This window comes from Streptomyces sp. NPDC094147, from assembly GCF_044764265.1.
Lineage (GTDB): Bacteria > Actinomycetota > Actinomycetes > Streptomycetales > Streptomycetaceae > Streptomyces.
Genome location: NZ_JBIWHT010000006.1, coordinates 89489 through 115161, shown reverse-complemented (window position 1 = coordinate 115161; position 25673 = coordinate 89489). Strand labels below are relative to the sequence as shown.

The 25673-nt window shown below is 69.4% G+C and carries 40 protein-coding genes and 1 pseudogene; 17 read left to right on the top strand and 24 right to left on the bottom strand.

All coding sequences use genetic code 11. The features are described from left to right. Positions 1-26 precede the first annotated feature (26 nt). Positions 27-749, bottom strand: a complete 723-nt coding sequence (locus ACIQ8J_RS12515) for a GNAT family N-acetyltransferase (RefSeq protein ID WP_403270164.1) — start codon at positions 747-749, stop codon at positions 27-29. A gap of 234 nt (positions 750-983) precedes the next feature. On the opposite strand from ACIQ8J_RS12515, the gene def reads away from it, so the two are divergent. Beyond that, positions 984-1631: a peptide deformylase gene (def, locus tag ACIQ8J_RS12510; RefSeq protein WP_403270167.1), complete on the top strand. Its 648-nt coding sequence runs from the start codon at positions 984-986 to the stop codon at positions 1629-1631. A gap of 198 nt (positions 1632-1829) precedes the next feature. Here def and xerC read toward each other — a convergent pair whose 3' ends face one another. Continuing rightward, complete coding sequence (gene xerC / locus ACIQ8J_RS12505; protein WP_403270170.1) at positions 1830-3074, bottom strand: tyrosine recombinase XerC; 1245 nt, start codon at positions 3072-3074, stop codon at positions 1830-1832. A gap of 13 nt (positions 3075-3087) precedes the next feature. After that, positions 3088-3792: a helix-turn-helix domain-containing protein gene (locus ACIQ8J_RS12500; RefSeq protein WP_403270173.1), complete on the bottom strand. Its 705-nt coding sequence runs from the start codon at positions 3790-3792 to the stop codon at positions 3088-3090. Between the two features lie 174 nt (positions 3793-3966). Between ACIQ8J_RS12500 and ACIQ8J_RS12495 the strand changes: the two genes are divergently transcribed. From ACIQ8J_RS12495 to ACIQ8J_RS12430, 14 genes are all read left to right on the top strand, one after another. Continuing rightward, positions 3967-4176, top strand: a complete 210-nt coding sequence (locus ACIQ8J_RS12495) for a hypothetical protein (RefSeq protein ID WP_403270176.1) — start codon at positions 3967-3969, stop codon at positions 4174-4176. Next, entirely contained in the window at positions 4176-4385 is a 210-nt protein-coding gene (locus ACIQ8J_RS12490) for a DNA-binding protein (protein WP_403270179.1), read from the top strand. Before ACIQ8J_RS12495 ends, ACIQ8J_RS12490 begins: the two co-directional genes overlap by 1 nt. A 352-nt stretch (positions 4386-4737) precedes the next feature. Next, positions 4738-5025: a hypothetical protein gene (locus tag ACIQ8J_RS12485; RefSeq protein ID WP_403270181.1), complete on the top strand. Its 288-nt coding sequence runs from the start codon at positions 4738-4740 to the stop codon at positions 5023-5025. A 139-nt stretch (positions 5026-5164) separates the two neighbouring features. Next, positions 5165-5452 carry a hypothetical protein gene (locus tag ACIQ8J_RS12480; RefSeq protein ID WP_403270183.1) on the top strand — a complete coding sequence of 96 codons (288 nt, stop codon included), beginning with the start codon at positions 5165-5167 and terminating at the stop codon, positions 5450-5452. Then, on the top strand, positions 5449-7971 hold the full coding sequence (locus tag ACIQ8J_RS12475) for a DUF3987 domain-containing protein (RefSeq protein ID WP_403270186.1): 2523 nt from the start codon (positions 5449-5451) through the stop codon (positions 7969-7971). The genes ACIQ8J_RS12480 and ACIQ8J_RS12475 overlap by 4 nt, the downstream gene beginning before the upstream one ends. Further along, positions 7968-8147, top strand: coding sequence for a hypothetical protein (locus tag ACIQ8J_RS12470; protein WP_403270189.1), 180 nt, complete (start codon positions 7968-7970; stop codon positions 8145-8147). Before ACIQ8J_RS12475 ends, ACIQ8J_RS12470 begins: the two co-directional genes overlap by 4 nt. A gap of 20 nt (positions 8148-8167) precedes the next feature. After that, positions 8168-8806, top strand: coding sequence for a hypothetical protein (locus ACIQ8J_RS12465; protein WP_403270192.1), 639 nt, complete (start codon positions 8168-8170; stop codon positions 8804-8806). Next, positions 8803-9414 carry a hypothetical protein gene (locus tag ACIQ8J_RS12460; RefSeq protein WP_403270195.1) on the top strand — a complete coding sequence of 204 codons (612 nt, stop codon included), beginning with the start codon at positions 8803-8805 and terminating at the stop codon, positions 9412-9414. Before ACIQ8J_RS12465 ends, ACIQ8J_RS12460 begins: the two co-directional genes overlap by 4 nt. Positions 9415-9719: 305 nt before the next feature. Then, entirely contained in the window at positions 9720-9947 is a 228-nt protein-coding gene (locus ACIQ8J_RS12455; protein ID WP_403270198.1) for a helix-turn-helix domain-containing protein, read from the top strand. Continuing rightward, positions 9895-10476 (top strand): hypothetical protein, encoded by a 582-nt coding sequence (locus tag ACIQ8J_RS12450; protein ID WP_403270200.1) that lies wholly within the window; start codon positions 9895-9897, stop codon positions 10474-10476. Before ACIQ8J_RS12455 ends, ACIQ8J_RS12450 begins: the two co-directional genes overlap by 53 nt. Positions 10477-10637: 161 nt before the next feature. Beyond that, a complete protein-coding gene (locus ACIQ8J_RS12445) occupies positions 10638-11006 on the top strand; it encodes a hypothetical protein (RefSeq protein WP_403270203.1) in 369 nt (122 codons plus the stop codon). Positions 11007-11009: 3 nt separating this feature from the next. Further along, on the top strand, positions 11010-11342 hold the full coding sequence (locus ACIQ8J_RS12440; protein ID WP_403270204.1) for a hypothetical protein: 333 nt from the start codon (positions 11010-11012) through the stop codon (positions 11340-11342). Between the two features lie 369 nt (positions 11343-11711). Continuing rightward, on the top strand, positions 11712-12050 hold the full coding sequence (locus tag ACIQ8J_RS12435; RefSeq protein WP_403270206.1) for a helix-turn-helix domain-containing protein: 339 nt from the start codon (positions 11712-11714) through the stop codon (positions 12048-12050). Positions 12051-12148: 98 nt separating this feature from the next. Next, positions 12149-13195, top strand: a complete 1047-nt coding sequence (locus ACIQ8J_RS12430; protein WP_403270209.1) for a tyrosine-type recombinase/integrase — start codon at positions 12149-12151, stop codon at positions 13193-13195. 92 nt (positions 13196-13287) lie between these two features. On the opposite strand, the gene ACIQ8J_RS12425 is transcribed toward ACIQ8J_RS12430, so the two are convergent. Further along, a complete protein-coding gene (locus tag ACIQ8J_RS12425) occupies positions 13288-13863 on the bottom strand; it encodes a hypothetical protein (protein WP_403270212.1) in 576 nt (191 codons plus the stop codon). A gap of 338 nt (positions 13864-14201) precedes the next feature. Here ACIQ8J_RS12425 and ACIQ8J_RS12420 point away from each other — a divergent pair, with 338 nt between their 5' ends. Both ACIQ8J_RS12420 and ACIQ8J_RS12415 read left to right on the top strand, forming a co-directional pair. Further along, the gene (locus ACIQ8J_RS12420; RefSeq protein WP_403270214.1) at positions 14202-14801 is read left to right on the top strand and encodes an SHOCT domain-containing protein; all 600 of its coding nucleotides are present in this window, start codon (positions 14202-14204) and stop codon (positions 14799-14801) included. A gap of 167 nt (positions 14802-14968) precedes the next feature. Continuing rightward, positions 14969-15109: a hypothetical protein gene (locus tag ACIQ8J_RS12415; RefSeq protein WP_403270217.1), complete on the top strand. Its 141-nt coding sequence runs from the start codon at positions 14969-14971 to the stop codon at positions 15107-15109. A 143-nt stretch (positions 15110-15252) separates the two neighbouring features. On the opposite strand, the gene ACIQ8J_RS12410 is transcribed toward ACIQ8J_RS12415, so the two are convergent. The 20 genes and pseudogenes from ACIQ8J_RS12410 to ACIQ8J_RS12315 form a co-directional block, all read right to left on the bottom strand. Continuing rightward, positions 15253-15483, bottom strand: a complete 231-nt coding sequence (locus tag ACIQ8J_RS12410; RefSeq protein WP_403270220.1) for a hypothetical protein — start codon at positions 15481-15483, stop codon at positions 15253-15255. Beyond that, the gene (locus tag ACIQ8J_RS12405; RefSeq protein ID WP_403270222.1) at positions 15480-15998 is read right to left on the bottom strand and encodes a hypothetical protein; all 519 of its coding nucleotides are present in this window, start codon (positions 15996-15998) and stop codon (positions 15480-15482) included. Before ACIQ8J_RS12405 ends, ACIQ8J_RS12410 begins: the two co-directional genes overlap by 4 nt. A 134-nt stretch (positions 15999-16132) precedes the next feature. After that, positions 16133-16975, bottom strand: a complete 843-nt coding sequence (locus ACIQ8J_RS12400) for a helix-turn-helix domain-containing protein (RefSeq protein ID WP_403270224.1) — start codon at positions 16973-16975, stop codon at positions 16133-16135. Further along, on the bottom strand, positions 16972-17508 hold the full coding sequence (locus tag ACIQ8J_RS12395; protein WP_403270226.1) for a DUF6879 family protein: 537 nt from the start codon (positions 17506-17508) through the stop codon (positions 16972-16974). The genes ACIQ8J_RS12400 and ACIQ8J_RS12395 overlap by 4 nt, the downstream gene beginning before the upstream one ends. A gap of 2 nt (positions 17509-17510) precedes the next feature. Continuing rightward, entirely contained in the window at positions 17511-17714 is a 204-nt protein-coding gene (locus tag ACIQ8J_RS12390; RefSeq protein ID WP_403270229.1) for a hypothetical protein, read from the bottom strand. Positions 17715-17934: 220 nt separating this feature from the next. Then, positions 17935-18090: pseudogene (locus ACIQ8J_RS12385) on the bottom strand (pRL2-8); the annotation flags it as partial. A 27-nt stretch (positions 18091-18117) separates the two neighbouring features. Next, the gene (locus ACIQ8J_RS12380; protein WP_403270232.1) at positions 18118-18342 is read right to left on the bottom strand and encodes a hypothetical protein; all 225 of its coding nucleotides are present in this window, start codon (positions 18340-18342) and stop codon (positions 18118-18120) included. Positions 18343-18492: 150 nt separating this feature from the next. Continuing rightward, the gene (locus ACIQ8J_RS12375; RefSeq protein ID WP_403270234.1) at positions 18493-20625 is read right to left on the bottom strand and encodes a cell division protein FtsK; all 2133 of its coding nucleotides are present in this window, start codon (positions 20623-20625) and stop codon (positions 18493-18495) included. Between the two features lie 86 nt (positions 20626-20711). Next, positions 20712-20888, bottom strand: coding sequence for a hypothetical protein (locus ACIQ8J_RS12370; RefSeq protein WP_403270236.1), 177 nt, complete (start codon positions 20886-20888; stop codon positions 20712-20714). After that, entirely contained in the window at positions 20875-21042 is a 168-nt protein-coding gene (locus tag ACIQ8J_RS12365; protein WP_403270239.1) for a hypothetical protein, read from the bottom strand. Before ACIQ8J_RS12365 ends, ACIQ8J_RS12370 begins: the two co-directional genes overlap by 14 nt. Before the next feature lie 23 nt (positions 21043-21065). Continuing rightward, on the bottom strand, positions 21066-21263 hold the full coding sequence (locus ACIQ8J_RS12360; RefSeq protein WP_403270241.1) for a hypothetical protein: 198 nt from the start codon (positions 21261-21263) through the stop codon (positions 21066-21068). An 82-nt stretch (positions 21264-21345) separates the two neighbouring features. After that, positions 21346-21573, bottom strand: a complete 228-nt coding sequence (locus tag ACIQ8J_RS12355) for a hypothetical protein (protein WP_403270244.1) — start codon at positions 21571-21573, stop codon at positions 21346-21348. Between the two features lie 89 nt (positions 21574-21662). Then, on the bottom strand, positions 21663-22001 hold the full coding sequence (locus ACIQ8J_RS12350) for a hypothetical protein (protein WP_403270247.1): 339 nt from the start codon (positions 21999-22001) through the stop codon (positions 21663-21665). After that, the gene (locus ACIQ8J_RS12345; RefSeq protein ID WP_403270250.1) at positions 21998-22993 is read right to left on the bottom strand and encodes a hypothetical protein; all 996 of its coding nucleotides are present in this window, start codon (positions 22991-22993) and stop codon (positions 21998-22000) included. Before ACIQ8J_RS12345 ends, ACIQ8J_RS12350 begins: the two co-directional genes overlap by 4 nt. 73 nt (positions 22994-23066) lie before the next feature. Next, on the bottom strand, positions 23067-23237 hold the full coding sequence (locus tag ACIQ8J_RS12340; RefSeq protein WP_403270252.1) for a hypothetical protein: 171 nt from the start codon (positions 23235-23237) through the stop codon (positions 23067-23069). After that, complete coding sequence (locus ACIQ8J_RS12335) at positions 23237-23434, bottom strand: hypothetical protein (RefSeq protein ID WP_403270255.1); 198 nt, start codon at positions 23432-23434, stop codon at positions 23237-23239. The genes ACIQ8J_RS12340 and ACIQ8J_RS12335 overlap by 1 nt, the downstream gene beginning before the upstream one ends. Then, on the bottom strand, positions 23431-23676 hold the full coding sequence (locus ACIQ8J_RS12330) for a hypothetical protein (protein WP_403270257.1): 246 nt from the start codon (positions 23674-23676) through the stop codon (positions 23431-23433). Before ACIQ8J_RS12330 ends, ACIQ8J_RS12335 begins: the two co-directional genes overlap by 4 nt. Beyond that, positions 23673-24281: a DUF6907 domain-containing protein gene (locus ACIQ8J_RS12325; protein WP_403270260.1), complete on the bottom strand. Its 609-nt coding sequence runs from the start codon at positions 24279-24281 to the stop codon at positions 23673-23675. The genes ACIQ8J_RS12330 and ACIQ8J_RS12325 overlap by 4 nt, the downstream gene beginning before the upstream one ends. Continuing rightward, entirely contained in the window at positions 24278-24997 is a 720-nt protein-coding gene (locus ACIQ8J_RS12320; RefSeq protein ID WP_403270262.1) for a DUF6907 domain-containing protein, read from the bottom strand. Before ACIQ8J_RS12320 ends, ACIQ8J_RS12325 begins: the two co-directional genes overlap by 4 nt. Before the next feature lie 108 nt (positions 24998-25105). After that, positions 25106-25555, bottom strand: coding sequence for a hypothetical protein (locus ACIQ8J_RS12315; RefSeq protein WP_403270265.1), 450 nt, complete (start codon positions 25553-25555; stop codon positions 25106-25108). Positions 25556-25673: the final 118 nt, after the last annotated feature.

The window sequence follows — 25673 nt, the reverse complement described above, 5'->3', positions numbered from 1 at the left end:
CGCCTGTCCAGAGGGCCGGGCGCCCGCTACCCGGCGGGCCTCTCCTCAGGCACCCTGACCCCGAGGAAACGCGTCGTGCGGCGGAGCCGGAAGCCAAGCGACTCGTACAGGCCGATGGCACCGGTGTTGGCGGCGGCGGTGTGCAGGAACGGTGTTTCGCCGCGCTCCCTGATGCCCGCGGCGACCGCGCGGACCAAGCGAGAGCCGAGACCCTGGCCGCGGAAGGCGGCATCGGTGCAGACCGCGCTGATCTCGGTCCAGCCCGGCGGGTGCAGGCGCTCGCCGGCCATCGCGATCAGCTCGCCGCCCCGGCGGATGCCCAGGTAGGTGCCGAGCTCGACGGTGCGGGGCAGGAACGGCCCCGGCCGGGTGCGCTCCACGAGGGCGAGCATGTCGGGCACGTCCTGCGCGCCGAGCAGTATCGCCTCCTCGTCGGGGCGGGCGTCCACGGCCTCGGCGACGAGTTGCACGCCCTCGACGTCGAACGTCACCTCCCAGCCCTCGGGCGGCGCGATCCGCACTCCGGGGAGCGCCACCTCCGCGCCGGGCCCGGCCAGAGCTGCCAGATCCGACCAGTCGGCGGTCCCCGGATCCGGGGGAAGCCCGAGCCAGGGCGACACATCGGTCTGGTAGCGCAGCACTCTGCCGCGCCCCTCGGCGAACCGGGCGTGCGGCCCGGTCAGTGAGGCGTACGCGGGATGGTCCAGCGGATGCGCCGGGACCTCGGTGCGGACGGACGCGTTGGGCATGGTCTCCCTCGCTCGGAATCAGGCAACGCCGGATGCGTCGGCGCCGAATGCCACCAGCGGCGGCTGCCGACCGGCCATCGGCGATCGCTTCCCTCCGGTCTACAGCGGCTGCCATCTGCATCCCTCAAGAAAAGATCCGATTCCGGCCGTACATTCCCGGAAGGCCGGATTGTTCACAGGGCCGACATGATCCCGGTGTACGCACCACGTGATCGTTCTTGGCATGCTGTCCGCATGTCGTCCCCCGCACTCACCGATCTCGTCGACGAACTCCTCGCCGGCTCGGGCCCCTTGCCGATCGTCTCCGCCGGAGACCCCGTACTGCGCCGGCCCGCCGATCCGGTGGACGACCGGCTCGACCGGCAGCGGCTCGGCCGGTTGATCGAGGCGATGCGCGCCACCATGCACGCCGCGCCCGGGGTCGGTCTCGCCGCGCCGCAGGTGGGCCTGCCGTTGCGGCTCGCGGTCATCGAGGACGCGGCGGAGGTCTCCGAGGAGGTCCGGCAGGTGCGAGGCCGGATCCCCCAGCCCTTCCGGGTCCTGATCAATCCGTCGTACGAGGCCGTCGGGCCCGGCCGGGCCGCGTTCTTCGAGGGCTGCCTGAGCGTGCCCGGCTGGGGAGCGGTCGTCGCCCGGCACAAGACCGTACGCCTGCGCGCGCTCGACGAGCGCGGACGCGAGGTGGACGAGGTGTTCACCGGCTGGCCCGCCCGCATCGTCCAGCATGAGACCGACCACCTCGACGGCACGCTGTACCTGGACCGCGCGGAGCTGCGCTCGCTGTCCTCGCGGGAGGCGATGGCCGAGCGCTGGGCCCAGCCCGCCCCGACCGCGGCGGCCCAGGCCCTGGGTTTCGAGCTGGGGAACGGCAGCCAGGGGTGAGCGCGGACACCCCCGGGAGCCGACCGCCCGTGCCCTCCGGTGAACCGCGCGCGCTCTCGTAGCAAGGCACAAACCGGGGTGGGGCGCTGGCCTGCAGAAATCGCCAGTAGACTCTCGACACTGTTCTACAAGTGACCATTGAGCCGCAGGTCAGGGGCCGTATACGTGATTCTTAAGGGCCTCACGTCTCACGATTTCTCACACCGGGGGTTTTGGATCTCCCCCGTGGAAGCTGTCCCACGCGGTCGCCGCGGGCCTCAAGTCCTCGACGTCCGGGTGGACGTACTTCTTCTTGGTGAAGGCGCCGACCGTGTGGCCGGCCCACGCGGCGAGGATCACGTCTGAGACGCCGTTGACCGCCAGGTATGTCAGGCAGGAGTGCCGGGCGTCGTACAGGCGCACCTTGCGTAGCCCCAGCTTCTCCATCAGCCGGTAGGCGTGCTCGCGGAGATGGCGGGTGTTCCTCGGCATCCCCAGCTCGTCGACTACCACGTACCCAGTGTCGGTGTAGCCCTCCCCCGCGGCGAGCCGCTCCCGAGCCTGCAGGGCCCGGAACTTGCGGAGCGCCTCGGCTGCCCGGCTCGGCAGGGGCAGGGCCCGCTCACCCGCCTCGGTCTTGGTGTCCTTCTCCAGGACGGTCTTGTTCCCGATCATCGTGCGGGTGTTGGCGGTCTCCAGCGTGGCCGACTTCAGATCGATGTCCGACCACCGCATGCCGACCACTTCGGCCGGCCGCAGGCCCATCAGGGAGAGCAGCAGCGGGGCGTGCAAGCGGTCGCTCTCGATGCCCTTGATGAACTGCTGGACCTCGTCGACGTTCCACGGCTTGGCGGGCTTCCGTTCGCGCCGGTCCGTCTTCTTGTCGTTCAGCGAGACCTTGACGTACTGCGCCGGGCTGGACGGGATGAGCTTGCGGACCACGGCCCGCCCGAGCGCCTCGCGCAGCCGGGTCAGGATGCCCTCGGTCGTCGACACCGCGAGCCGTGTACCGGCCGGGCCGCCCTTGCGGCGTCCGGTGGCCACCAGGTCGTCGACGAAGACCTGAATCTGGTCCTCGGTCAGCGCCTGGAGCCGGATGCCGCCGAGCTTGTCGTACACGTGCACCAGGGCCATGCGGTAGGTACGGATGGTGGTCGGCTCGACGTCACGGGCCTTACGCCCCAGCCATTCATCGAGCCACTCGGCCAGGGTCATCTTCGAAGGCACGATGTACGTCCCGGCGTTCTGCTGGTGCCGGATCCGGGACAGTTCGTTCTCGGCGTCCTTAAGCTTGTCCCTCGTGACGGTCAGCTGCTTCCGCTGCATGACCGGCTCATCGGTGGCCTGATTCAGGAGCACTTCGCCGGTGCCCTTGTCCTTCTTCGGCACCGAGCCGACGTCGATGACGAACCGGTACCGCACTGCCCCGTTCTTCAGCACGACCTTCTTGATCAGGTCATCCATCGCTCCACCCCTCTCACCATGGGCTCTTGTCGCCCCCAGGTGAAGAGAGCAGGTTGCCGGGCACTTCGCCGTGCAGTGGCGGCGTCTCCGCAAGGATGCCCTGCTTCTCTTCCAGTTCACGCCGCCAACGGGCAACGACCGCTTCCTGGCCAGCTACTTGTTCGTCCGCTGTACGGGCCATCTGCTCATACGCCTGCCTTGCCTCCGGCGAGTCGGCGGTCGCCACGCGAAGCCAGTGATCCCTCGCCCGCTGCTTGTTGTAGCGGATCGTCTCTTCGTCCTTGAGTAGCTTGCGGATCCAGAAGACCGCCGTGCTGCACCAACGGGAGGCGACGTTCTGCTCCTTGTCGCCTTGATGGGGCGGCAGCACCCCCTCACCCGAAGCCCATCGGAGCCCCGTCACGGGGTGCTCCAGCCGCTCCGGCAGCACCTCAGTCTCCTCCTCGTAGCCGACAGGGAAGACAAGCGCCAACGGCGGGAGGTCGAGAGCTTTCGCCAGTACGAGCAGGTCAGCGACGGACACCGTCTGCCTGATGCCCTTTTCGAGCTTGGCGATGACCGACCGGTCCAGCGGGTGCCCGAGGGCAGCGCAGCGGTCGGCAAGCGTCTGGGCGCTGAGCTTCCGGCCTCGTTCATCTACTGAGCCTTCGCGGGCTCGGGCGACTTCCCGCCCGACGCGGCGGGCAATCCGCATGTTCCAGTCATCATGTTGTGCCATAGCGGAACAGTATCAACCACCAGTCGACCTTGACAGCACATGCCGCACAGTCCGACACTAATTGAGCCACAGAGGAACGGAAGGTTCATTACTTTCACTCCTCCGGAACAATTTCTTTGATCGGAGAGAGTTCCCATGACCCCTCAAACCCGGACGGCAAGGGCCGCCCGAGGCATGTCGGAGTCCGAGGTGCTCGCGCTGCCGGTGACGATCCCGCTGGAACTGACCAACCGGGCCATCGGCTTGGGGCGCACTGTCGGATACGACCTGGCAAAGCACGACAAGTACCCGATTCCAGTACTACGCATCGCCAACGCCTATCGCTGCCGGCGCGTGGACCTGCTCGAATATCTCGGCATCCATGACAAGGCGGGGACCGCGTGATGGAGTCCGCACCCACCCTCGCCGAGATCCGCAGCAGTTGGCCGGCCACCGTCAGCGTGCGAAGAACGGCTCCCGCTATCGGCTGTAGCGCCTCGCATCTGTACGAGCTGATCAAGCGCGGGGCATCGCCCGTGAAGACGATTTCGCTCGGCGAGCGGCGTCACGTCGTCATCACCGCCGACCTGATCCGACTGCTCGAAGGCGCCTGAAACGACAGCAGCCCCCAGCAGGCGCGCCAACGCCTGCCAGGGGCCAGACGCACCCATCCACACACGGCGAAGCCCCGCCTCAACCACCACAGCCGAGCGGGGCCACGTACAAGAAAAGGAACGCCATGCCCATCGTGGCACAACCCCCGGACGGCGCGCCTCCCGAGGCCGAACCCGCCCGTAAATGCGACCAGTGGGTCGGCGCAGAAGCGCGCTTCTGTAACTCCGTCGACGGCGTCCGCCGGTTCCTCCCCGGCTACCGATGTCCCCTCCACACCCCAGCCGCACATCAAGGGCACCCCGAACCCCCGCCGGGCCCCGGCTGGCCCATCTTTCGCGAAGAGGGCGCGGAGTGAGCGACTTCGTGGACATCGTCGCCGAGTACGACACCACCCCCGACCTGTACGCCGCCGTACTGCGCATCGAGCAGGATTTCCCCGGCGAACTCCCTGTGATCATTGGGCTGAAGGCGTGGGCGCTCCTCGACGAACAGATGCAGCGCGACATCAACGACCTCCTGCAGGCCCTGCGTCGAACTCGTCCAGATGCAGCGCGCCGAAGACCGGGAGGCAGGCCGATGAACGACCACAGGCAGCAACTCGAAGAGGCGCTGCGCAGCTACCGCCGAGGCGAGCTGTGACCGGCCGCCGTTCCGCCCCGAGCCCCCGCACGGCGGGCGGGACGGCGGCCCCGCTCACCAACACCCGTACCCGTAACGCCCCGCGAGGCGCGGCCCCCGCCGCTACGCCCTCCCTCGCCCCTCGCGAAGGACAACGAACGTGACCACCAACACCGCTGAACCCTCCGGGGACGACCCCGAAGGCAAGCACAACACCACCCTCGCCCCCGCAGCACGAGGGAACGAGCCGCAGGTCGCCGGACGGCTCGACACCTACCGCTCCCGGTCGTCGAAATGGCACCGGCAAGTCCGCGTCGAGACCTGCCCCAAATGCGGCCACCCGCACCTCCACCGAGCACCCCTCCCGCTCGTCCGCAGCGTCCGCAAGACCGCACCCTGCGGTCAGTTGTACGTCGTCGTACTCCGACCGACGGCGGTGGGCGCGTGACGACCCTCGAAAGCGCCCAGTGGCTCATCAATCACAGTTTTCCCGTCTTCCCCTGCGATCACCCCGGCCTCGAAAAGTGTGCCGGCGTTGGCCGCGGCCACGACGCAGCCGCCTGCGAAGACCGCGGCAAGCACCCCGCGGTCGCGTTCACGCGGACTTACGCCCGAGACCCGGAGCGGGTGAAGGAGCTGTTCGGCAACCAGCTGCGCAACGTTGGCGTGCCCGTGGGAGCTTGTTCCGGACCCGAAGGCGAACAGCTGGTCGTTCTCGACAGCGACCGGATCGGCGCGATCGAGGACACGGCCGTGTCCCTTGGGCAGCAGCACACGCCGACCATGCGGGTGCGCACCGCCAAGGGCTACCACGACTACTACTGGGCGCCCGCAGAGGCCAAGATCGGCAACCGCCTCGGCGCGCTGCAGGGCAAGTTTGATGGGGATGTCCGCGCGGGCAACGCCTACGTCATCGGACCGGGGTCAGTCCATGCCTCGGGTGTCGTCTACGAACTCGAAGACGCGGAACAGCCCCCAGTTTTGATGCCCAACTGGCTACTCGAAGCCCTACAAGCGCGTACAGCCGCCCCGAGTGCCCCCGGCCTTGCCCCGGTCATTCCCCTCGACCGGCACGACGCGTACACGCGTAAGGCCCTTCAGGCCGAATGCGACGCCATCGTGCGGGCGCCCAACGGCGATCAGAACAACGCGATCAACCGGGCCGCCTTCAGCATCGGCACCCTGGTAGCCGTCGGCGCCCTCTCCGAAGCCGATGCACAAGGGGCACTGCTGGCCGCTGCTCGCGCAGGCAACCACCCCGAGGGAAGGGCCCGTAGCGCCATCGAATCGGGCCTCACGGCAGGCGCCGCCAAGCCGCGCCACCCGTGGCCGCCGATCACCGAGCTGACACCTCAGACACGGACCGCCCCCCTCCAAAACGATTCCAGTAATTCCAGCGAAGAGCTCTGGGGCCCGGAAGACACGTCCGCTGGAATAAGTGGAACGGAAAATGAGGGGGGCGGTCCGTGTTGGGACCCACCCATCCCCGTCCCCGAGCACAAGCTGCCGCCCTTCCCCACCGACCTCCTCGGCGCGAGCCTCGCCAACTGGGTACGAGCGCAAGGCGCCGCACTCAACGTCTCTGACGACCTCCTCGCCCTCTCCGCGCTCGCCTCGATCTCCGCCGCACTCGGCGGACGCGTACAGGTCCGAGTCAAGGACGGCTGGGAAGCCGAAAACGTCTGCCTGTACTGCCTCGGCCTCGCCGACTCCTCCGCCCGCAAGACCCCCGCCCTCGACGCCGCCATGGCCCCCATGCGCGAGCGCATCGGCAAGTTTCGCGACGACCTGCGGGCCGAGGTCGAAGAGAACGAGCAGATGATCCGCATCACGGAAAAGGAACTCGCGGCCGTCGAGAACGATGTCTCCCGCGGCAAGAAGACCCAGGACGACGCCCGTGCCGTCCTGGACACGCTCAGAGACCTGCGCGACCAGCCCGCCCTGCCCAAGGCGTTCGTCGGCGACGTCACCCTCGAAGCCCTCGGCAAGGTCATGGGTGAAAACGGCGGCCGGATGGCCCTCATGGAATCCGAAGCCGGATTCTTCAAGGCCTGCGCCGGCCTCTACGGCAACGGCCGGGCAGACATCACCCTCGTCCTCAAGGCCTTCAGCGGCACCGGCCACGAGATCGACCGGGTGGGCCGCGGCAACTCGTGGATGCCACGGACTGCTCTCACGCTCGCTCTGATCATCCAGCCCGGCGTTGTCGAGCATCTGGAGAAGGAGAACCCTGAGTTCAAGTCCTCCGGCTTCCTCAACCGGTTCCTGTACGCCCTGCCGACACCCATGCCGCCCGGCACCTTCGACACTCCCGGCGTCCCCGTCCAGGTTGCCGCCGACTATGCCCAGCGGCTCGTCCGGCTGGTCGATGACATCTGGGACTCCGAGAACATCCGTACCCTCACCCTCACGGCTACGGCCCGGAAGGTGTTCGCCGACTTCTACAACCAGATCGAGCAGGACAAGGTCGACGGCGGGAAGCTTCACGACATCGCGGAATGGGCCGGGAAGCTCTGCGGGCAAGTCATCAGGCTCTCGGCCTGCCTCGCCCTATACGAGAACCCGTCTGTCGCCGAGATTGACGAGAACGTGATGGAGCGGGCAACCGGCCTTGCTCCGTATCTGATTGGCCACGCCCGCGCCGCCTTCGCCCTGATGAGCCGCGACGGCGACGGCGGACGCAAGCTCCTGCGCGACATCTTGGAGCGGCTTGCCCAGCTGCTCGACGACGACAACACCGTGACCCTGCGGAAGATCCGCGAGTCCTTCAAGGGCCGCCGGTCCCCTGGCGGACAGGGCGCGGTCGACGCCGAACTCATCAAGGACGCCATGGACGAGTTGGAAGACCTCGGCTGGGTCTCGGAGATCCCTGCACCGCCTCGGAAGCCCGGACAGCGGGGGCAGAAGCCCTCGCCCAAGTACGACGTCCATCCTTGGGTCTATGCCCCGCCGAGGGAGGCGTCGTGAACGTCGACGACATCGTGGCCGCGCGGATAGCCGCAGCCCGTGCCCGTATCGAGGCGGCCAAGCTTCGCCGGGTCGCCCTCGCCGCAGCCCGCCAGCGCGGCCTCGCCCACCGGCACGCCGCCAAGCTCCGCAACCTGCGCGGCCCGGACGACAACGCCCCGGAGAAGTCGTTGTGACCGGCACGCCTTCACGGCGAATGGCCGTCATAAAGAACCGCCGCAACGTGCCGCGGCCGAACATCCGATGCCGCCGCCCGCCCCCCGAACAGGAAGCCCCCGATCCGGGAACGGTCGCCGTAACGACCGAGGGGATCGCCGTCGTGTACGTCGGCGACACCCCGGGTCTAGTCGACGCCGAGGCACTCGCCCCGCAGCTGCGACAAGCCCGCGAGGTAACCCTGGTCGGGGACATCTGGGGCGTGGCCCGGCCGTTCAAGCAGCAGCTGCTCAATACGTGGACCGCGGCGACCCGAGCCCGACAAGCGGCGTCGAAGTCATCGCCGGCCCCCAAGGCTCCTCCCACGCGCTGCGGCCGGCCACGAAAAGACGGGGAGCCGTGCCGAACCTGGGCCGGGTCGGGCACCGATACGCCCGGGACCGGCCCCTGCCGTGCGCACGGCGGCAGCACAGCCCGCCGGGACGCCGAGGCGCGCCGCCAGCTCGAACTCGCACTCACGATTGCCGAGTTCGCCGGGAAGTCCCGCACGGCCCCCCTGGGCCCCGAGGAACGCCTGCAGGCCGCCGTGGCGCTCCGCGACCTGCTCACGCTCCGTCCGGCCCTCCGAGGCGGCCAGTTCAGATCCCGTAGCCGTTCCACCCCGAAGGAGACGCCATGACAGCTTCGCTCAGCACGCCAGGCCCTGACAGCCGCTACTGCGGAGCCCAGCGCAAACAGCAGCCCGGAACGTGCACCCGCCCGGCAGGCTGGGGCACCGACCATGCAGGCGCCGGCCGGTGCAAACTGCACGGTGGCAGCACCCCGAACCAGAAGACCAGCGCGGCCCGACAGCGGGTCGAGGCCGAAGCCCGCGCCGTCCTCGCCAAGCTCGGCGTCGCGCCGGTCGAGGACCCGCTCAAGCAGCTGCTCGCCCTCGCCGGCCAAGTGCTGGCCTGGCAGAAGGCGACCGCGGAACTCGTCAACCGGCTCGATGCCGTGCGCTACCAGTCCGACACCGGCTCCGAGCAGATCCGCGCCGAAGTCCTCCTGTACGAGCGGGCCATGGACCGGGCGGTGGCGGTCCTCACGGCGATAGCCCGCCTCAACATTGAGGAGCGGCTGGCCACGATCAGCGAGAAGCAGGTTGACGTGTTGGTCCGGGCCGTCGAGGCCGCGCTCGCGTCCGTCGGGATCAGGGGCGAGGACGCCGTCGAGGCCAAGAGGATCGTCGCCCGGCATTTGCGCGCGCTGGACTCTGCCCCGCCGTTCGAGAGTCGCGAGTCGTGATTGCCCCGCCCCGGGATGGGCGCCCGGCTCCGATCCTCCTGCACGACGGGATCGCCGTTCCCGGGGAGTTGTGCGCGGAACTCGCCTCCGCCCTGGCCCTGTTGAACGACTTCGTGCGGGGCGCGCCCCCGTCGGCCAGCTGCCGGGCACAGCGGCTGTCGCGTCCTGCGGCGGCGGTGATGCTCGCGGCCCGGGACGCGGCAGCCCGCCATCAGGCCCGTGAGCACGCCCGGCAGGCTTGGCCAGCCCCAACGCCCGTGACTGCTGGGATTCTTGGGACTGCCCAACCGGTGTCAGTGTCGGACATGGAAGAGCTGACCACAGCTCAGGCCGCCGACATCGCCGGGTACAGCCCGGAGTGGTGGCGGCGCCTGGCAGTCCGCGGCACGGTACGAGCCCGTCAGGACTCGCGCCGCACCTGGCTGATAGCCCGAGCGGACGTGGTCGGCTACGCAGCCCGCGCCCGGCAGGAGAACGCCCATGGCATCCACGGCGACCAGGACACCGCCCGACCTTCCCGCCAGGCTGGCTGACGCCCGCACCGAGACCGAGAAGGTACGCGGCGAACTGAGCCAGGCCGAGCAGGATCTCGCCGCCGCTCTCGAACGCGAAGACTTCCGTGCCGCCGAGGACGCCAAGAGCAGGGTGGAAGCGATCCGCCCGCACCTTGCCCTCGCCGAAGCCTCCCAGCGCGCCCTCGCCGACGCCATGACGGCCCTTGACGCGCACCGCCAGGCGGAGCAGGCCGCGGCCCAGCGCCAGGCCCTCCAGGAGGCCGCGCAGCGCACCCTCGAAGCCGCGATGGCCGCCGAGCGGGAGGCTGAGGAGACCGCCCACCGGTGCATGGCCGAGGTGGCGGCCGGGCTCGAAGCGATCCGGGCGTCCCTGATGGCTGCCAAGCAGGCCGAGCAGGTGGGAGGCACTGCCCGCCGGAATGCGAACACGGCCCAGGCCGAGCTCGCCGGTACCCCGCCCATTCCCTACATCTCGACGCCGAACTGGGCTTCCGCCCGGATTGCCCGCAGCCCCGTGCTGACCGCGATCCTCCGCAGCGACGCGTAGGCACCCAGACCCGCGTTCGGCGTCAAAGTCACCCTGCGGTTATTCGGTGGTGCGGTGTTTTCGGCCCGTTCCTCACCAGCAGGGAGCCAAGGCAGCCCCGTCCTGGGCGGCCTGCGCCGGGCGCGCACCCCTCTTTCGTTCCGTCGTCCGAGGAGGACGTCATGACGCACCAGCCCAGCCGGACCCCGATTCACGAGGTGGCGCCGGCCACCGACGCCGAGTTCGCCCGCCTCCGGCAGGAGGCCCTCACCAGCCTGCTCACGACGAGGCCGACCGCGGCCAAGACGGTCGGGGAGAGCAAGCCGAAGGCGAAGAAGGTCAAGGAGAAGACGGCCCGGAATGCCGCCGACAAGCCCGACGGAGACGTACCGTCGCCGCAGGATGACGCGCCGCCGAAGCCCTGGGAGATGGGCCCTGAGCAGCTGCGGGCCCATCTGACCGCGGCTTTGTGGCCGGAGGCCGAATCGGCTCACCAGTGGGTGCCGCAGAAGCCGATGACGCTTGACCAGTACCTCGAAGGCGGCGCCTGACCGATGCCTACGAACCCGGTGTTTACGCCCGTGGACGGCAATGGCTTCTCGCTGTCTGCGGGCGGTGACCTGTCGGTGTCGATCGCGGCCGGGGCGACTGGCCCGCAGGTAGTGAAGACCGGCCCGGGACGGCTCGGCCGCATTGTCCTGGCTGCGGCCAACGGCGCTGCGGCGATCACTGTGTATGACAGCGCGACCGTCGCGTCCGGCCCGGTGATCGGTGTCGTTCCCGCCTCGGCTGCGGCCGGTGTCTACGACTTCCAGCTGCCCGCCCGCAGCGGAATCACCGTTGGCGGGGCGTCCACCAGTCCGGCCCTGGTGGTCGGCTACTCGTGAAGGTCAGGAGGAGCAGCATGTCGAAGATGACGATCGACCATCACCTCAAGGACGGCTGCTGACCGCCATGGGGGTGACGGACAGCAGCAAGCACAAGCCCCGGGAGTGCGACCACTGTCGCGAGATGTTCGCCCCCGCCCACCGGTACCCGGCGCAGCGCTTTTGCGCACATCGTTGCGCGAACGCCTGGTGTCGCGAGCAGGCGAAGGTGCGAGCCCAGGCGGACCGGATCGCCGCAATGCTCCCCCATCTGCCGGGCCAGACACGCAAGTTCTGGTCGGAGTGCGAGCAGCTGCTGCGGCTGTCGATCGCGGCGGGTGAGGCCCGCACGCGGCGTCGGAAGCCAGCCTCAGACTGGACGGACGCGTGATGACGGCCGAAGTGCGGCTGCGCCGTACCCCGCCGCCCGGCTTCGGCCAGGCCCTCGCCGAAGCCCGGCGGACGGCCGGTCTGGGATTGCGGGAGGCCGCCCGCCGGGTCGGCGTCAGCTCCGGCTACCTGGCTGCGCTGGAGGCCGGTACCCGTTGTCCGTCGGTGTCGGTGGCCGAGCAGCTCGCCGAGGTGCTCGGGCTCGGTGCGGCTGGCCGGGCAGTCGTACTTGCCGCGGCGGTCGACGACGCCGGCCGGGACCACCCGGCGAGGCGAGCTGACAAGACCACGGACTTGCGCACCGACTCTTCGAACGTCCCTGAGACCGATCGGAGTTGATCTCAGGAAGTGCACCCCTAGGCACGCATTCACCCCGGATAATGTCCTCATATCAGGGGCGAGCCTTGCGGGAATTGAGCCTGTTTAGGGGTGAGTTGATGGATCTGAACCAGATTGCCCGATCCGACGGCGGGCCGGAGATGGTGGTCGTCCCAGCGGCGCGCGGCGCGGTCACCGACCCGGCCGCCCTCGCGGTCCTCGCGGCGTTCGAGGACTTCGCCGACGCCGAAGAAGAGAAGAACACCCCGCGCAACACGAAGCGCGGCTATGTCAACGACTGGAACCTCTGGCTCGCCTATCTCGCCTGGTTCCGCGAGAAGACCGGCCAGACCGTACCGGAACTCGCAGTCACCCGCGGCACCCTCGTCGGGTTCGTCGTCTGGCTCGACGACGTGAAGAAGGCCGCCCCGAACTCGATCGACCGCCGCATCACCGGCGTCACCGTCACGGCCCGCAGCCGCGGCGCCACGGTCACCGCCGAGGCGACGAAGGCCGCCCGCAAACGCCTCAAGCCCTTCAAGAACGACCCCGAGCGGCAGAAGCGCGGGCGCGGCAAGGCCAAGGCCGCCACCCCCGCCCACCTGGCGCAGATGAGCACCGCCGCCCCCGACACGCTCGCCGGACTGCGCGACCGGGCACTGCCCCTGCTGGCCTTCGGCATCGCCGGACGCTCCGCCGAGGTAGCCGCCCTCAATACCGAGGGCATCACCCTGGAGACCCAGGGCCTGCGCGTCGAAGTCCCCTCGGTGAAGGCCCGCCCCGGCCGTACCGTCGTCGTCGCCTACGGAGAGCGCGACGAGACCTGCCCTGTGCGGGCCTGGCTCGCCTGGCAGGGAGCCGCCGCCCTCACCAGCGGGCCGGCGTTCCGCGCGGTCGACCGGTGGGGCAACCTCGGCACCGGCCGCCTGTCCGCAGACGCCTGCCGGGACGTCATCACCCGCGCCGCCGAACGCGCCGGCCTCGACCACCGGCTGACCGGACACTCCGCCCGGTCCGGGTTCATCACGACTTCCCGGAAGGCCAAGAAGCGCGTGGAGAAGATTCGCAAGCAGTCCGGGCACTCCCCGAACTCCTCCTCGTTCTGGGGCTACATCGAAGAAGCCGAGCAGTGGGAAGACGCAGCCTCCGACGGTATCGGCCTATAGAGGCGACGACGTCGGCCTGGCCGACCCCATCGGCGCGAAGGGTCCGGGCCAGTCCCGACCCTCGGCCGTGACATGCGGACGCCCCAGCGAGGTCACTTTGCCCTGGACCACCGCAACCACCGCCGCCCCGGCCGGACATGGGTGCGGGCGGCATCGGCGAGCCGGGCGACCGCCTCATCGAACTCCTTGCCCGTCCTGGCCCGAGCAGCAGCGTTCGCCCTCCGGGCGTAGGCCGCCCCCAGCGCCTGCCCGGCGTCCGCCACGGCCCTGGCAGCGGCCCGAAGTCCGACGTCATCGAGCAGGGAGACGTCTACCGCAGCGGCGTTCATGCGGGACATCGGGCCAGTAACGAGCGCCTCGTCGGCTTCCTCGGCCGATCGCCGCCATGTCAGCGCCGTACCAATGCCGTCGATGGCACCGCGGAAGAGCCGGCCGTCCTTGTAGCCCGCCAGGACGTGCGCCATCGCGTGACCGAAGGTGTGCAGCACCCCACTCGGGCGCCGCCAGCGGGCCTCCCACATGTGCAGCGCGGCTTTGAAGGCGCAGGCAGCGCACAGCAGTTCCCGCGCGGCGTCGCATGCCTGTTTCTTCGCCGAGTCCCTCCTGACTGCGCGCACACCGATGAGGACGCCGAGGAGGCTGCAGACCCCCGTGATGATCTGATTCACAGCTGGTCACCCTGCCGCGCCCGCCGGACCTGGGTGGGGTGCAGGCCGCAGTTCACCCGTTCGTTAGCCTTCCGAACTCTTGCTCTGTTACGGCTGTGCGTGTGCTCTCCGCCGGTACGCCTTCTGTCGGCAGGCGGAGCCGCAGTATCGGGAGTCGGCGCGGCCGAACGGCCTGTATGCCTCCACCGCTCGCCCAGCTGCCGCCTCGCCGAGTCCCTCACCCAGGCCATGGACAACGTGGCATGACGAACCGTCACGGTCCGGCAACAACGGCTCGCGCTCGGTTCACGGCTGCCACAGTGACGGCACTCAACTGCCGCACCAGGGGGAGTACCGCCATGGGCCTTTTCAAGAGCAAGAACCAGCAGCCCGCCGACAGCGCACCGTCGCCTCTCGCCGAGTACAAGGTGACGTACAAGGGCGGCCTACCCGAACTGCCCAAGGCCAAGGTGGGCGGGATCGAGTTGCGGTTCTGGCCCGACCGGGTCACCTTCGAGTCGACGACCGCGAGCAAGAAGTTTTGGCAGCCCCTCACCGTGCCTTACGTGCGTATCACCGACCTGCAGATTGTGCGCCGCCAGGTGACCACAGCCGAGGTGCTGCTATCGGCAGGATCCCGGTCCGGCACTCGCGACCTGGAGCAGGACAACAACATCCACCTCAGCTACACGACGGAGCAGGGACAGCCGTTCGCCCTGCGGGTAGAGATGCTGACTGGCGTGACGGTCACCGGTCAGGCGAAGAAGTGCCGGGAGCTGGAGGACATGCTGCGAGTCAACGGCATCCGCGACCGTTTCGTCGGCAGCCCCGTGCAGACGGCACAGCCCGCGGGTGGCGGCATCGCGGAGGAGATCGGCCGGCTCGCCACCCTGCACGCGCAGGGCGTCCTCTCCGACGAGGAGTTCACCGCCGCGAAGGCTCAGCTGCTCGGGCAGTAACGCGTCTGGTCATGCGGGCGCGGGGCCTGGCCGGGACACCGCTGTTCCCGTCGCCAAACGCTTCCTACACTCCCCAGCACGAAAGAATCCGCAGCTGCCGTTCGGCGGCCCCGGCGGTGCTTCGCACCGCGCCTCGCAATTGGCCCACCCGGAAGAAGGAGGGCCACGTGGTACTCCTGGACTTGCAGTCGCTGCCGCTACGCCCCGAGCCACCCGTAAGCCTCGGGCTGATGTCAAAGAGTGCGGGCAGCATCCTGCTCTGCCCGAGCATGGTGACCGTGATCTTCTGCTTCGACGAGCCGGAGTAGCCCGTTGGTAACGCTCAGGCCGAAGCCCCGGCTGGGATGCAACGACCGGCCGGGGCTTCGGCGTCCCGCCCCGGTTCGGTTTCCCGGGGGCGCAACCGGAGCGAGCCCGCTCCCTGCCGATCGGCGGCGGCAGGGAGCGGAGTTCAACGGGGCGGCGGCAGAAAACTCCGCTGCGATGCCCGGGTCAGCCCCCGAGCTTTAACGGTGGCCGCCTCCTCGTCCGTCGCGGGCCGAAGCTCACGGTTCCGAAACGTGGCCTCGCGTAGCTCACCCGGGCGTGTGGAGGGCAGGAACGCCACGCGCTTCAGGTCGTCCAGGTCCATGGTGACGAGCCCGGTGCGGCCGTCGTGGACGACGTAGTCCCACTGCTTCACGAGTCGGCCCCCGCACGCAGTTCCAATGATCCGGCCGTGACCATGGCCGCCAGCCGGATCGGATCGCACAGATCCCCCGGCCGGGCCATAGGGACCGCCCAGTAGCCGCCCAACTCTTCGCCGGGGGTGATGATTTCGATGCGGGGCACGCCCAGGTAGGTGCCGAGTCCCAGGTACTCCGCATGCCGGCCGAGCCCCCAGGTCGGCACTGCGGGGGACGTGAGGGCGTAGAACCTGCGCCCCTGCGGGTCGTGGATGACGGGGCCGTGCAGAGCTGAGGCCAGGACGCGGGTCACGGTGTCGGGGAGCTTGCTGGCGGTGACCGCGTACACCAGCGGCTCCGAGAGGCGGACGGCCGAGAAGCGGCGCCCCATCGCGAGCGTCGCGATGGACCCGTCCTTCCACTGGTTCCATGCCTCCTGCGGCCTGTTGAGGCTGCCCGCGAGCCAGCCGGAGATCGCTGCTCGCTCGGCCTCAGTGAGAGGTTGCGCAATGGATGTGCCAGGGGTGCTCATGGTCGCCTCCGCCGTCGGCTGCTCGAAGCGGCACGCAATGGCGCCGCGACCAGCACCGTAGGGAGAGCCCCTGAGCAGGCGCTCGGCGATTGCGCCGGATTGCGCGTACCCGTGGGACGGTTCGCGCCGATTGCTCACGCGGGGTGCATCTGGGCTCGGGCGCGGGCAATCAGGCGGTGCGCGGGCAGACCGTAAGCAGCTGCTTCGTTGAGGCCGTCCCACACCCGCCCGTACAGGGCGACGTCGTCGTCGGACTCGAACTGCAACTCCGTGTTGATGGTCTCGACGATGACGCGTTCCTCATCGAAGATCCAGAATCCATGTTTCGGGGTCATCTTCAGCGGCGCGCCGAACGGCACGATCCCGAGCCCCACCGTGCTCATACCGATCAGCCCGACGAGCCGGTCCAGTTGGCCGGCCATCACATCACGCGGACAGATCAGGGCGTGCAGGGCGCCCTCCCAGATCAGGACCCGGAACAACTTGCCCGCTTCGTACAGGACTTCCTGCCGCTTCATGCGGGCCTGCACGGCCGCATCAGTGTCGCGGGGCGACTGCATCAACTCGGCGTTCTGCGCCAGCACATGCCGGGCATAGTCCGGCGTCTGGAAAAGCCCGGGGATGACGGTGGCCTCGTACCCGCGCACGGTGGCGGTGCCGCGGTACTCGACGACGTACCGGTCCTGCACCGGGCGGTGTCCGGCGGAGAGCTGACGGCGCCACGAGCGTTGCTGCGATTCCAGCCCGCGCAAGCGGCTCTTCAGGTCGTCGGCCTGCCCCGGCGCCCCGGCAGCGTGCGCCCAGGCGTCGAGGTCATCGGCGGTCGCGGTCTGCTTGCCGTTCTCCAGCCTCGACACCTTGGAGCGGGCCCAGCCGAGCCGGGCAGCGATGTCCTTGCCGTTGAGCCCGGCCTCGGTGCGCAGTTCGCGCAAGCGCGCACCGAGGGCGACTCTGGCGCTCTGAAAGTCCGTGCTCACACGGACGAACGTACCTGCGCCCAGACCTCGGCAGTAGGCACAGCGCAGCGCCAGGCAGCATCCCGCGCCCGGCACGCGGCCAGCACTTCGGCGGGGTCCTCAATGACCTCTACGCCAAGGGTGGTGTCTGTGTCGTCGATGTCGAGGCGCACCAGGACGCGCGAGTCGAACAGCCACAGATCGAAGTCAGGCAGCTTCAGCCGCTCGGCCTCGGAGCGAGACAGAACGCGGATGTCCTCGCCGGCCGCTACGTTCCCGGCCGCTGTCGCCATCAGGAACCGCTGCCCATCGGTCGGCGGTTCGTCGATGATGCGGACGCGGGAGAACCGGGCGCCCTGAGCAGCCCGTTCGCGCACGTTGACGTTCCACGGGTGGTCCGGCTCGGGCTGCGGCACCACGCCCTGCATAAAGGCCTGGAAGCGCTGGCCCTGCCGGTCGGAGGCGTAGCCGCGGCGGGTCTCCAGCCGGAAGGCGGTGTGCTGGAACTCCGAGAACAGGTAGGTGATCTCATCGAACGGGATCAGGGGTGGCAAGGTCACTCCTTCGGCGCGAAGCGGGTGAGCAGCTCGCGGGGGATGATGACGACGGTCTCGCCCTCTCCGACGTCACGGAGCTGGCCGAGGTGTTCAGGGTCGGTGAGCAGCTTGCCCTGAACGGCGACGTCGCCGGTCTCGATGACCTCGTACAGGGTGGGGCAGTTGCCGTGCTCGGAGGTGGTGCCGATGAACCTGAGCGTCATGTCGCCCTCCATCTGCGCTGGTTGGGGAACCAGGATGCGACAGACAGGCCGGAGCCCGCTCGGTGATTGCGGCAGATTGCGAATCGGCAGCCGGACCGCAGCGTTGCGCGCAACCCAGAACGACGAAAAGGGCCCCACCCCCGGCAAGGAGATGAGGCCCTGGTTCAGCAGATACGGGCAAGTTGGCGATTCTTCCAAGTTGGCGCGCTGAACGGCTTCGTCACCACCAGCGTGACTTCGACGGCACGATGCTGGGGCAGCCGTTGACCATGTGGTCGACGCACTGCGGGCAGTCCTGCCGGGGGCCGAGTTTGCGGTGCGCGCGCCGGTCGTGGGCGTGCTGCCAGCACTGAGGGCACTCGCCAGGGGGGCGTGTCCTTGCCGGTCACGGCGTTCTCCTTCCTCATCGGTTTCCGTCGCTGTGGGTGCGGAGCCATGCGTTGTGGATCCGCCGGCCGATGCGGAGCCGGTACCGTTTGCCGCGGCAGCGGCGGCACGTCTCCGGTCCTTTGCGGGCCTCGCGCCGGCCGGTGCCCTTGCACTTGCAGCAGGGTCCGAACGGCCGGAGCCAGCACAACGCTGCGTAGTAGGCGAGGGCGGCCACGATCAGGCCGCTAGTGGTGAGCATGGGTGCCTCAACTCCCTGTGAGAGCCGTGTTTCCCGTTTCCCGACGCCTGCCTGCTAGACGCTAGGACGCAGGCCACGGGCCGTTTGTGGTGCTAGCGGAGCTGCTAGACCTAGCAGGGGCGGGTGCTAGACCTAGCAGCCGTGCTCGGGTCAGGCGGCGACCCTGTCGGCGTCACGCCGTGTGATGGCGGTGACGATGTCGGCGCGCTGGATGCCGCGCCGGTTGGCGCCCTCGCCGTCGTCGGTGGTGCCCCATACCTGGCCCGTTTTGACGCCCCAGGGCTTGAGTGCGGCGGTGACGTTCTCGCCCTTCCACTCGGCGTAGGCGTCGGGCCGCAGGTTGGCGAGGCGGGTGGCGATGCGCTCGCACCAGACGGCCTTCTCGTCGATGCCCATGGACTTCAGGACGTCGCCGAGGATGTCGAGGCCGGCGACCTCTGCGGGGCCCTCGCCGATGGCGTGGCCGGTGATGTTCCCGTACTCCTCGCGCATCTTGCGGGCCCGGGTGACGATCACCTCGGCCTTGGGGGCGTCGATGAACGCGGAGGACACGATGCGCGGGTCGTCGCCCTCGCCGGCCATGTAGCAGATGCCGAGATCCTTGCGGCTGAACATGGTGGCGCGGATGCCGGACTTGTACGCGCCGGTGCCGAGGACGAGGTCGTTCGCGGTGTGGTTCATGACCTTCAGGCAGAACCGCAGGACCGCGTTCGCGCTGATGCCCGTGGGCAGCGACTTCGCGTCGGGCCGCTGGGTGGCGTACATGCCGATGATGCCCAGCGCGGGGCCGCGCTTGGTGATGTCGGTGCAGATGGACTCCAGCTCGGCACCGTACTTCTCGTGCTCGAACAACACTTGGCACTCGTCGATGCTGACGGCGATCGGGTGCAGGCCGAGGGACTTGTCGTTGGCCAGGGCCGGGGTGACCTTGGACTCGGGGCAGCGGGTACGCGGCAGGGACTTGATGACCTTGGCTCGGCGGCGCAGCTCGGCTTTGATCTCGCGCAGGGCGTGAAGGATGTACTCGATGTCCTCGTCTTCCTCGCCGGCCCGGTAGCGGTGGCAGACCGGTTCGAGGGCGCCGAAGTCGCCTGTGCCCTTCAGGTCGAACGCGAGCAGCATGGCCCGCGGGTCGAGGGCGCAGATCAGCATCAGCAGCCTGAGCAGGAATGTCTTGCCCATGCGGGGGACGGCGCCGATGACGATGGACGCGAACATGAGGGTGACCTCGACCCAGCGCATGCGCTGGTCGTTGCCGAAGATGACGGGCTTGAACAGGTCGACCTGCCCGTCTTTCAGCAGCGGCCAGGCGGGCTTGGTGGTCTCGTTCATCGGCTTGTCGCCGACCCATAGCACCAGGCGGCCTTCGTGCTCGTTCTCGTCGCCGGACGGCCACACGCAGCCGGTCTTGCGGCGCAGCCCGGAGGCGAGGGCCTCGCGCTTCTCCATGACGTCGTCCGGGGTGACGCCGTAAGGCAGGTCGACGTCGGCTCGGTAGCCGGGCCCGTCACGGACGATCTCGGAGGTGAAGCGCATGCCGTCCATGGCGCCGCCCTTCTTGATGGCGGCCGAGATCTTCGGGTTGCCGATCGCGTCGAGGGCGCGCAGCACGATGGTGCCGGTGAGTTTCTGCAGCTCGGTGCGCATGACGGCCGGGCCGATGACGGGGGCGTCGGGCTGCTGGCCGAAGTATCCGAGGGTGAGGACGCCGCCGGCGGCGAACGCGTACAGCAGGCCGGGGGCCATGACGTAGAGCCACAGGGCGAAGCCGAGGCCGAACACCGCGGCGACCACGGTGACGAGGCCACGCAGCCGGACCCGGCCGGCCCGCAGCCGGGCGAGGCGCATGTACTCGTCGACGTCGTCCTGCCGCACGGTCCAGTCGCGCAGGGGTGCGGCCTCGCGGTCCCACACCCACCGGTTCGTACTGACCACGAAGCGGCAGGCGCCGCGGGGGGCCATCATCGCCAGCTGGGTGCCGTACCAGGGGACGCGCAAGCCGTGGTAGAGCGAGGCGTACCCGACGTACTCGCCGGCCCGTTTCGCCGCGGCTACGAAGTCCTGCCGGGTCGTCATCCAGCTGGCGAGGATCGGGCGGCGCCTCTCGTCGCGGACCCCGGGGGCGGGCAGGTTCGGGTTGTCGACGGGCACGGGCGTACCCGGTGTACCCGCGTCCTCGACCGGCTCGGGTACAGGCGTACCCGCCGCGGGCACGGGCGCGGGTACAGGGTCGGGGGGTGTACCCGGCCGGGCGTCTTCCTGAGGGATGACGGTGTCCGTCATGCTGATCTCTCCTGCTGCTCTTCGAGCGGTTCGGGTACACGGGGCGGCCGGTGTCCTTGGCCGGGTACGGCCGCCCCGTGGCGTAGCTACTTGCCGGTCTTGCGCTTCGCGTTCTCGCGTTCGCGGGCCTGCTCGACGATGCGGTCGATGCGCCGCTGCTGGCGGGCGCTGAACCGGCCGCCCTTCAGCACGGCGACAGCGGTGATCCCGAAGATCCGGGCGGCTTCGCTGTGGTTGATGTCGTCACGGTCACTGATCCGCATGGCGCACCGCCTGCGTCTCCTCGGAGATGGCGGCAGAGATGGCGAGCCGCGCCCAGACGTCGGCTTCGTGGGCCTGGCTGGCGGGCAGCTCGCTGAAGCCGCCCTTGTCGGTGAGCAGGCGTTCGGCGCGCTTGCGGTATTCCTCGGCGGTCATGCTGACTCCCTTCGGGTTCGAGGTCAGATGCCGTGGCGGCGGGCGAAGATGCCGCGTCCGCCCTGGCGCTCGTCGGCGTCGAAGTTGTCGTTGACGTCGCGCCAGATGCTCTCGGCGGTCCGGCGGTCGCCGTGGGCCAGAGCATCCACGGCGTCGTCCATGCGGTCGGCGATGTACTCGGCGTCGGTGCGGCCATCGCTGGTCGTGAACCTGCGTGCCATAGCGATCTCCATTCGGGTTGTGGGCCGGACCTGTTCCGGCTCCCCTCACCGCCGGTACGAGACCGGCGGATCGGGCAGCCTGTCAGCGGCCTCGAACGTTGTTGTGGTGGCCCATGGCGACGGTCCCGGTGATCGTCACGTTGTTGCCGATCACTCCGTTGTTGTCGTGACCGCTGCCGGACGAGTCCGAGTCGTTGTCCGTGTCGGCGTATCGCCAGTCCGAACCGGACGTGCTGCCGCTGTGGTCGCTGATGTCGAGTGGGCCGGTGATGACGAGGTCGTCGTCACCCGAGTGCGAAATGCCTGCCATGTCGTGCCTCCCTTGTAAGGGGCCGGACTGTCCGGCTCCACCGCCCACCTGGGCCTGCAGCACGCAGGGCCAGGTGCACGGAAGGGCCGTCAGTCCCTGGACTGCTGCATGTCCTGCCACATGCCTTGGAGCATGCGGAGGCAGATGACCAGGACGACGAGGGTGATGCAGAGTGCGATCGCGACGACCGCGGGGCCGAGGATGAACAGCAGGACGATGCCGACGACGGCGATCAGCGCCATCACTGCGATGCAGCCACCGGCCAGATAGGTGCCCACCGGGTGGGCCTGCAACGGGCGTTGAGCTACTGGCGCCGGCTGGTGCTGGGTGAGCTGCTGCACCTTCAGTACGGCCGCGATGAGCGCCAGCTGCTCCGTGTTGTCGGCAGCCTCGACAGCGTCGCGGGCGGCCTTCTCCAGGTCGTTCATGCGTAGCCACCGCCGCCCTGGCCCACGCCTTCGTCTTCGGGCTTGGCGGGCTGCTTCTGCGCGCGGGACAGGACGGCCCGGACCTGGTTCGGCTTGACGCCGAGCTGGTGGCGCTGGTTGACGAGGTCGGCCACGGCCGCGGCAGTCGCATCAGGGCCAAGGAGTGTTGCGGCATCGACGATCGCGGCGCTCTTCGTCAGCGCGGGCCGTCCGTCGCCGACCTGCGGCGCAACAGGTGTTGCGCCCTGTTGCGCCTCCCGCTCGACGGTGACCTCGCAGGGCCGGTAGCCGAGGACGAGAGCGACCTGCACGGCATCGACGATGACCCCGTAGGTGATCAGCAGGGAGGCCAGGTCGCCCGGGGGCAACATGGGTTGCGCCTCGTGTGCGATACGGATCGCCTCGGCCGGATCCATCTCCGCGAACTTCGACCGCAGCACGGCGGTGGCACTCCGGTCCTTGCCTGCGGGCGCGGCCGGCTTCCCGGCGTGCTCGATGTGGTCGACGGCCCGCTGCTTGACGCTGCGCCCCGCACGGGCGGGGGCCAGCAGCCAGACCCAGCCGCCGAACGCGGGCAGCCGGAACGGGATCTCACCGCGCTCGACACGGGCCCGGTAGCGGGCCGCAGACCAGGCCAGCCCCGAGGGGAGAAGTAGCGCGAGGGTGGGGCTGGAGAACAGGATCGCGGCCGGCACGACGGGCAGGTGTCCGTCGAGGAGCCGGGCGTGGGTGGTGTTCAGGTAGCAGGAGACGCCCGCCATGACGAGCGTGCCGCATACGGCGCCGATCGCGGCCCGGCCTTCCTGTACGGCGACGGAGGCCAGGTACATGCAGGCGATGGCCGCGCCGTCGAACACGGCGACCGCGCCGTAGGCGAACAGCTTGGGCACGCCGTAGGTGTCGTGCGCGATGACGTACAGGGACCAGCCGGTCATGGCGAGGGCGGCGAGGGAGACGACGGTGATGGAGATCCGCCAGGCGTTGCGGTTCATGAGAGTGCCCGTCCAAGGAGGTACGCGAGCAGGATGAGCGGCCAGATCATGGCCAGGAGGTAGAGGGCGCGCATCACGTCGCCCTCCGCATGCGGTGGATGACGATCCCGGCGGCGAGCGCGACCAGCGCCCACGGCTGCTCGGTCACGAGACGGATGACGGTGAACACGGCGTCCAGCAGCCACGGTTCGCGGGCCAGCAGGACGACCAGGACGATCAGCAGGGCCCAGGTGGAGGGACGCATCACTGTTCTCCTACTTCGTTGAGCGCGGCGCGGACGGCGTGGTGGGCGGCGAGGCAGAAGCCCTTGCGGTCCTTGGCGCGGTATGCGAGTACGAGGCGGTCGAGGAGGACCTCGACCGGGGGAAGCTGTCGGGGGGACCGGCACGCCGCGCGGATCGCGGCGTGTTCGGTCGGTCGGCGGATCGGCCACTGGCTCACTTCGGGTCCTCCCCGAAGGGGCGGTAGCCGGTGGGGGGATGCTTGGCGAGTTGGCCGAGCAGATAGCCCGCGGACCAGTCCGGGTCGTCAGCGCCGGTCAGGACGGCCTCCAGGGCGATCCGGGCGTGCATGACCCGCTCGCCGAGGATCTGGTCGTAGACCTCGCGGTCGCCGAGGGTCGCCGGATACGGGATGTTGATCGCTTGGTAGACCGCTTCGAGCAGCCTGCGGTCCTCGCTCACGCCCCGCCCCCGTTCTCGGCGGTGTAGCGGGCCAGGCGGCGCGACAGCACCCGCAGGTCGACCGTGACCGTCTCCATGGCCGCGGCGACCTCGTCGACCCCGGCCTGGTCGAGCGGGTAGAACTGCCCGTCGATTTCCAGGTTCAGGACGATTCCGGTGCCGGGCGGGCGGGTCGCGAACGGCCGCCGCTCGAACACGGCCGTCATCAACGTGACCGGCTCGCCCTCTACCTGCACTTCCAGCAGGTGCTCGACACTCTCGTGCCCGAGGTCCGCCCGGTACTTCGGGGCGGCTTCGTGGCCGGCGCACCACACGGGGCAGGTCAGGGTGACCGGCCCGTGGTCGGACGTCGGCACCGTCACCGTCCCGTCCAGGCCCGCTGTCAGCCGCTCCGGCGCCACGTACAGGGCCTCGTCGTGGAAGGCCCACGTGCGGCCGAGGACGTCACGGTGCTCGGGGTGATAGGCCCGGTTGAGGATGCACGGGTAGCCGTCCTGGCCGGGCTGCGGTGCACAGCACACGGCCGGATCGTCGGCCAGCGCACCCCAGTGCCAGGCCAGCACCTCCGGGTCGACACCCTCCAGCGGGTCACGGTCGTCGGTCATGACCGGGCCGCCTTGGCGGCGTTCATCTGGCGACGCATGGTCCGCAGGCCCTCGACGAAGCCGGTGAGGCTGTCGATCGCGTCGTCGACCTCCGCCGCGGTGAGCGGCAGACCGTTCCCGCCGCTGGTGTACGACAGGTACGGGCCCTCAACGATCAAGGCCTCGTCGGCACACAGCCGGGCCTTCAGCAGGTAGGCCTCGTCAATGGGCATGCCCGAGGGAACAGGCAGGAGCGCTTCGGCGCCGTGGTGCTCGACGTAGGACTCGCCGTCGTCGTAGTACGCGGTGATGCACTGGCCGGGGGCGCACCACGGGTAGTGGCCGGGCTCGGCGGCGGCGTTCTTGGCGTCGACCTTCTCGGCTGCGGCGATGAGCGGCTTGAGGGGGCGGCCGTCGATGATGTGCTCGACGACCGTGTCCAGGCAGCTGAAGAACGCCGTCATCTCTTCGTCGTCGCCGCCGTTGTGTGCGGCCTTGGAGGCGTAGGTGTAGACCTGCCCGGCAGCGATCATCGTGCGGACAAGGTGGATGTCGGCCGCGTTGGCGCCCGTCCCCTCAAGAGCCTCAAGCGTGATCTCAGTGAGCGTGCGCGGCGGCGCCTCGACGGGGTGGGGCTGGGCGGGCATCGCGGGCAGGGTGGCGGTGTACGACTGGACGATCCCGCCGGACGGCCGGACGGTGGACGGATTGACGGCGGTCGGTACGGTGTTGTTCACGGTGAACTCCTTGCGTGAAGGGTTCGGCCGTAGGCCCCGGTTCGGTGTAGCGAGCACCGCCCGGGGCCGCCCGCATTCTGCGGGCAGGCCACGGTGAAACGGGGAGAGTCAGGCGGCGACGAGCGTTACGTCGGCCTCGACGGAGGCCAGGCGCTCGACCTTGAGCGATGCGACCGACGACTTCATCGGGACCGGGCCCAGCCTGTGGGCCTTGAAGATGCGGCGGATCTCGTCCAGGTCCGCGGTCTGCCGGTTCGACGTCACCCTCGACACCAGCCAGGAGCCGTACCGGCCGGCGGGTAGGCGGTCCAGGACCTTGCGCGCGGCGCGCTTGCCACGGTCCGCGCGGCGGGCCTGGTCGGCGCTGCGCTCGTACTCGGCGGCAGCGGCCTCAATGTCCTCGACCGGCGGCATCTCATCGGCCTCGTACAGCCCTGTGGGCTCAGGCACGGGGACCGGCTCGGCCGTGGCGGAGGACGCGGCCTCGATGACGAGGGAGACGGCTGAACGAGCCATGCCCGAGACGAGGGACAGACCGGAGATGAGAGACTTCAGCACAGCGGGCTCCTGGTGATGTCAGGTAGTTCCGTCAGGCCCTCGGTCGGTGTTAGCGCACCGTCGGGGGCCGCTTGCGTGTGGCTGAAAACCCCAGCCACTTTGTCCTGCTGATATTGAC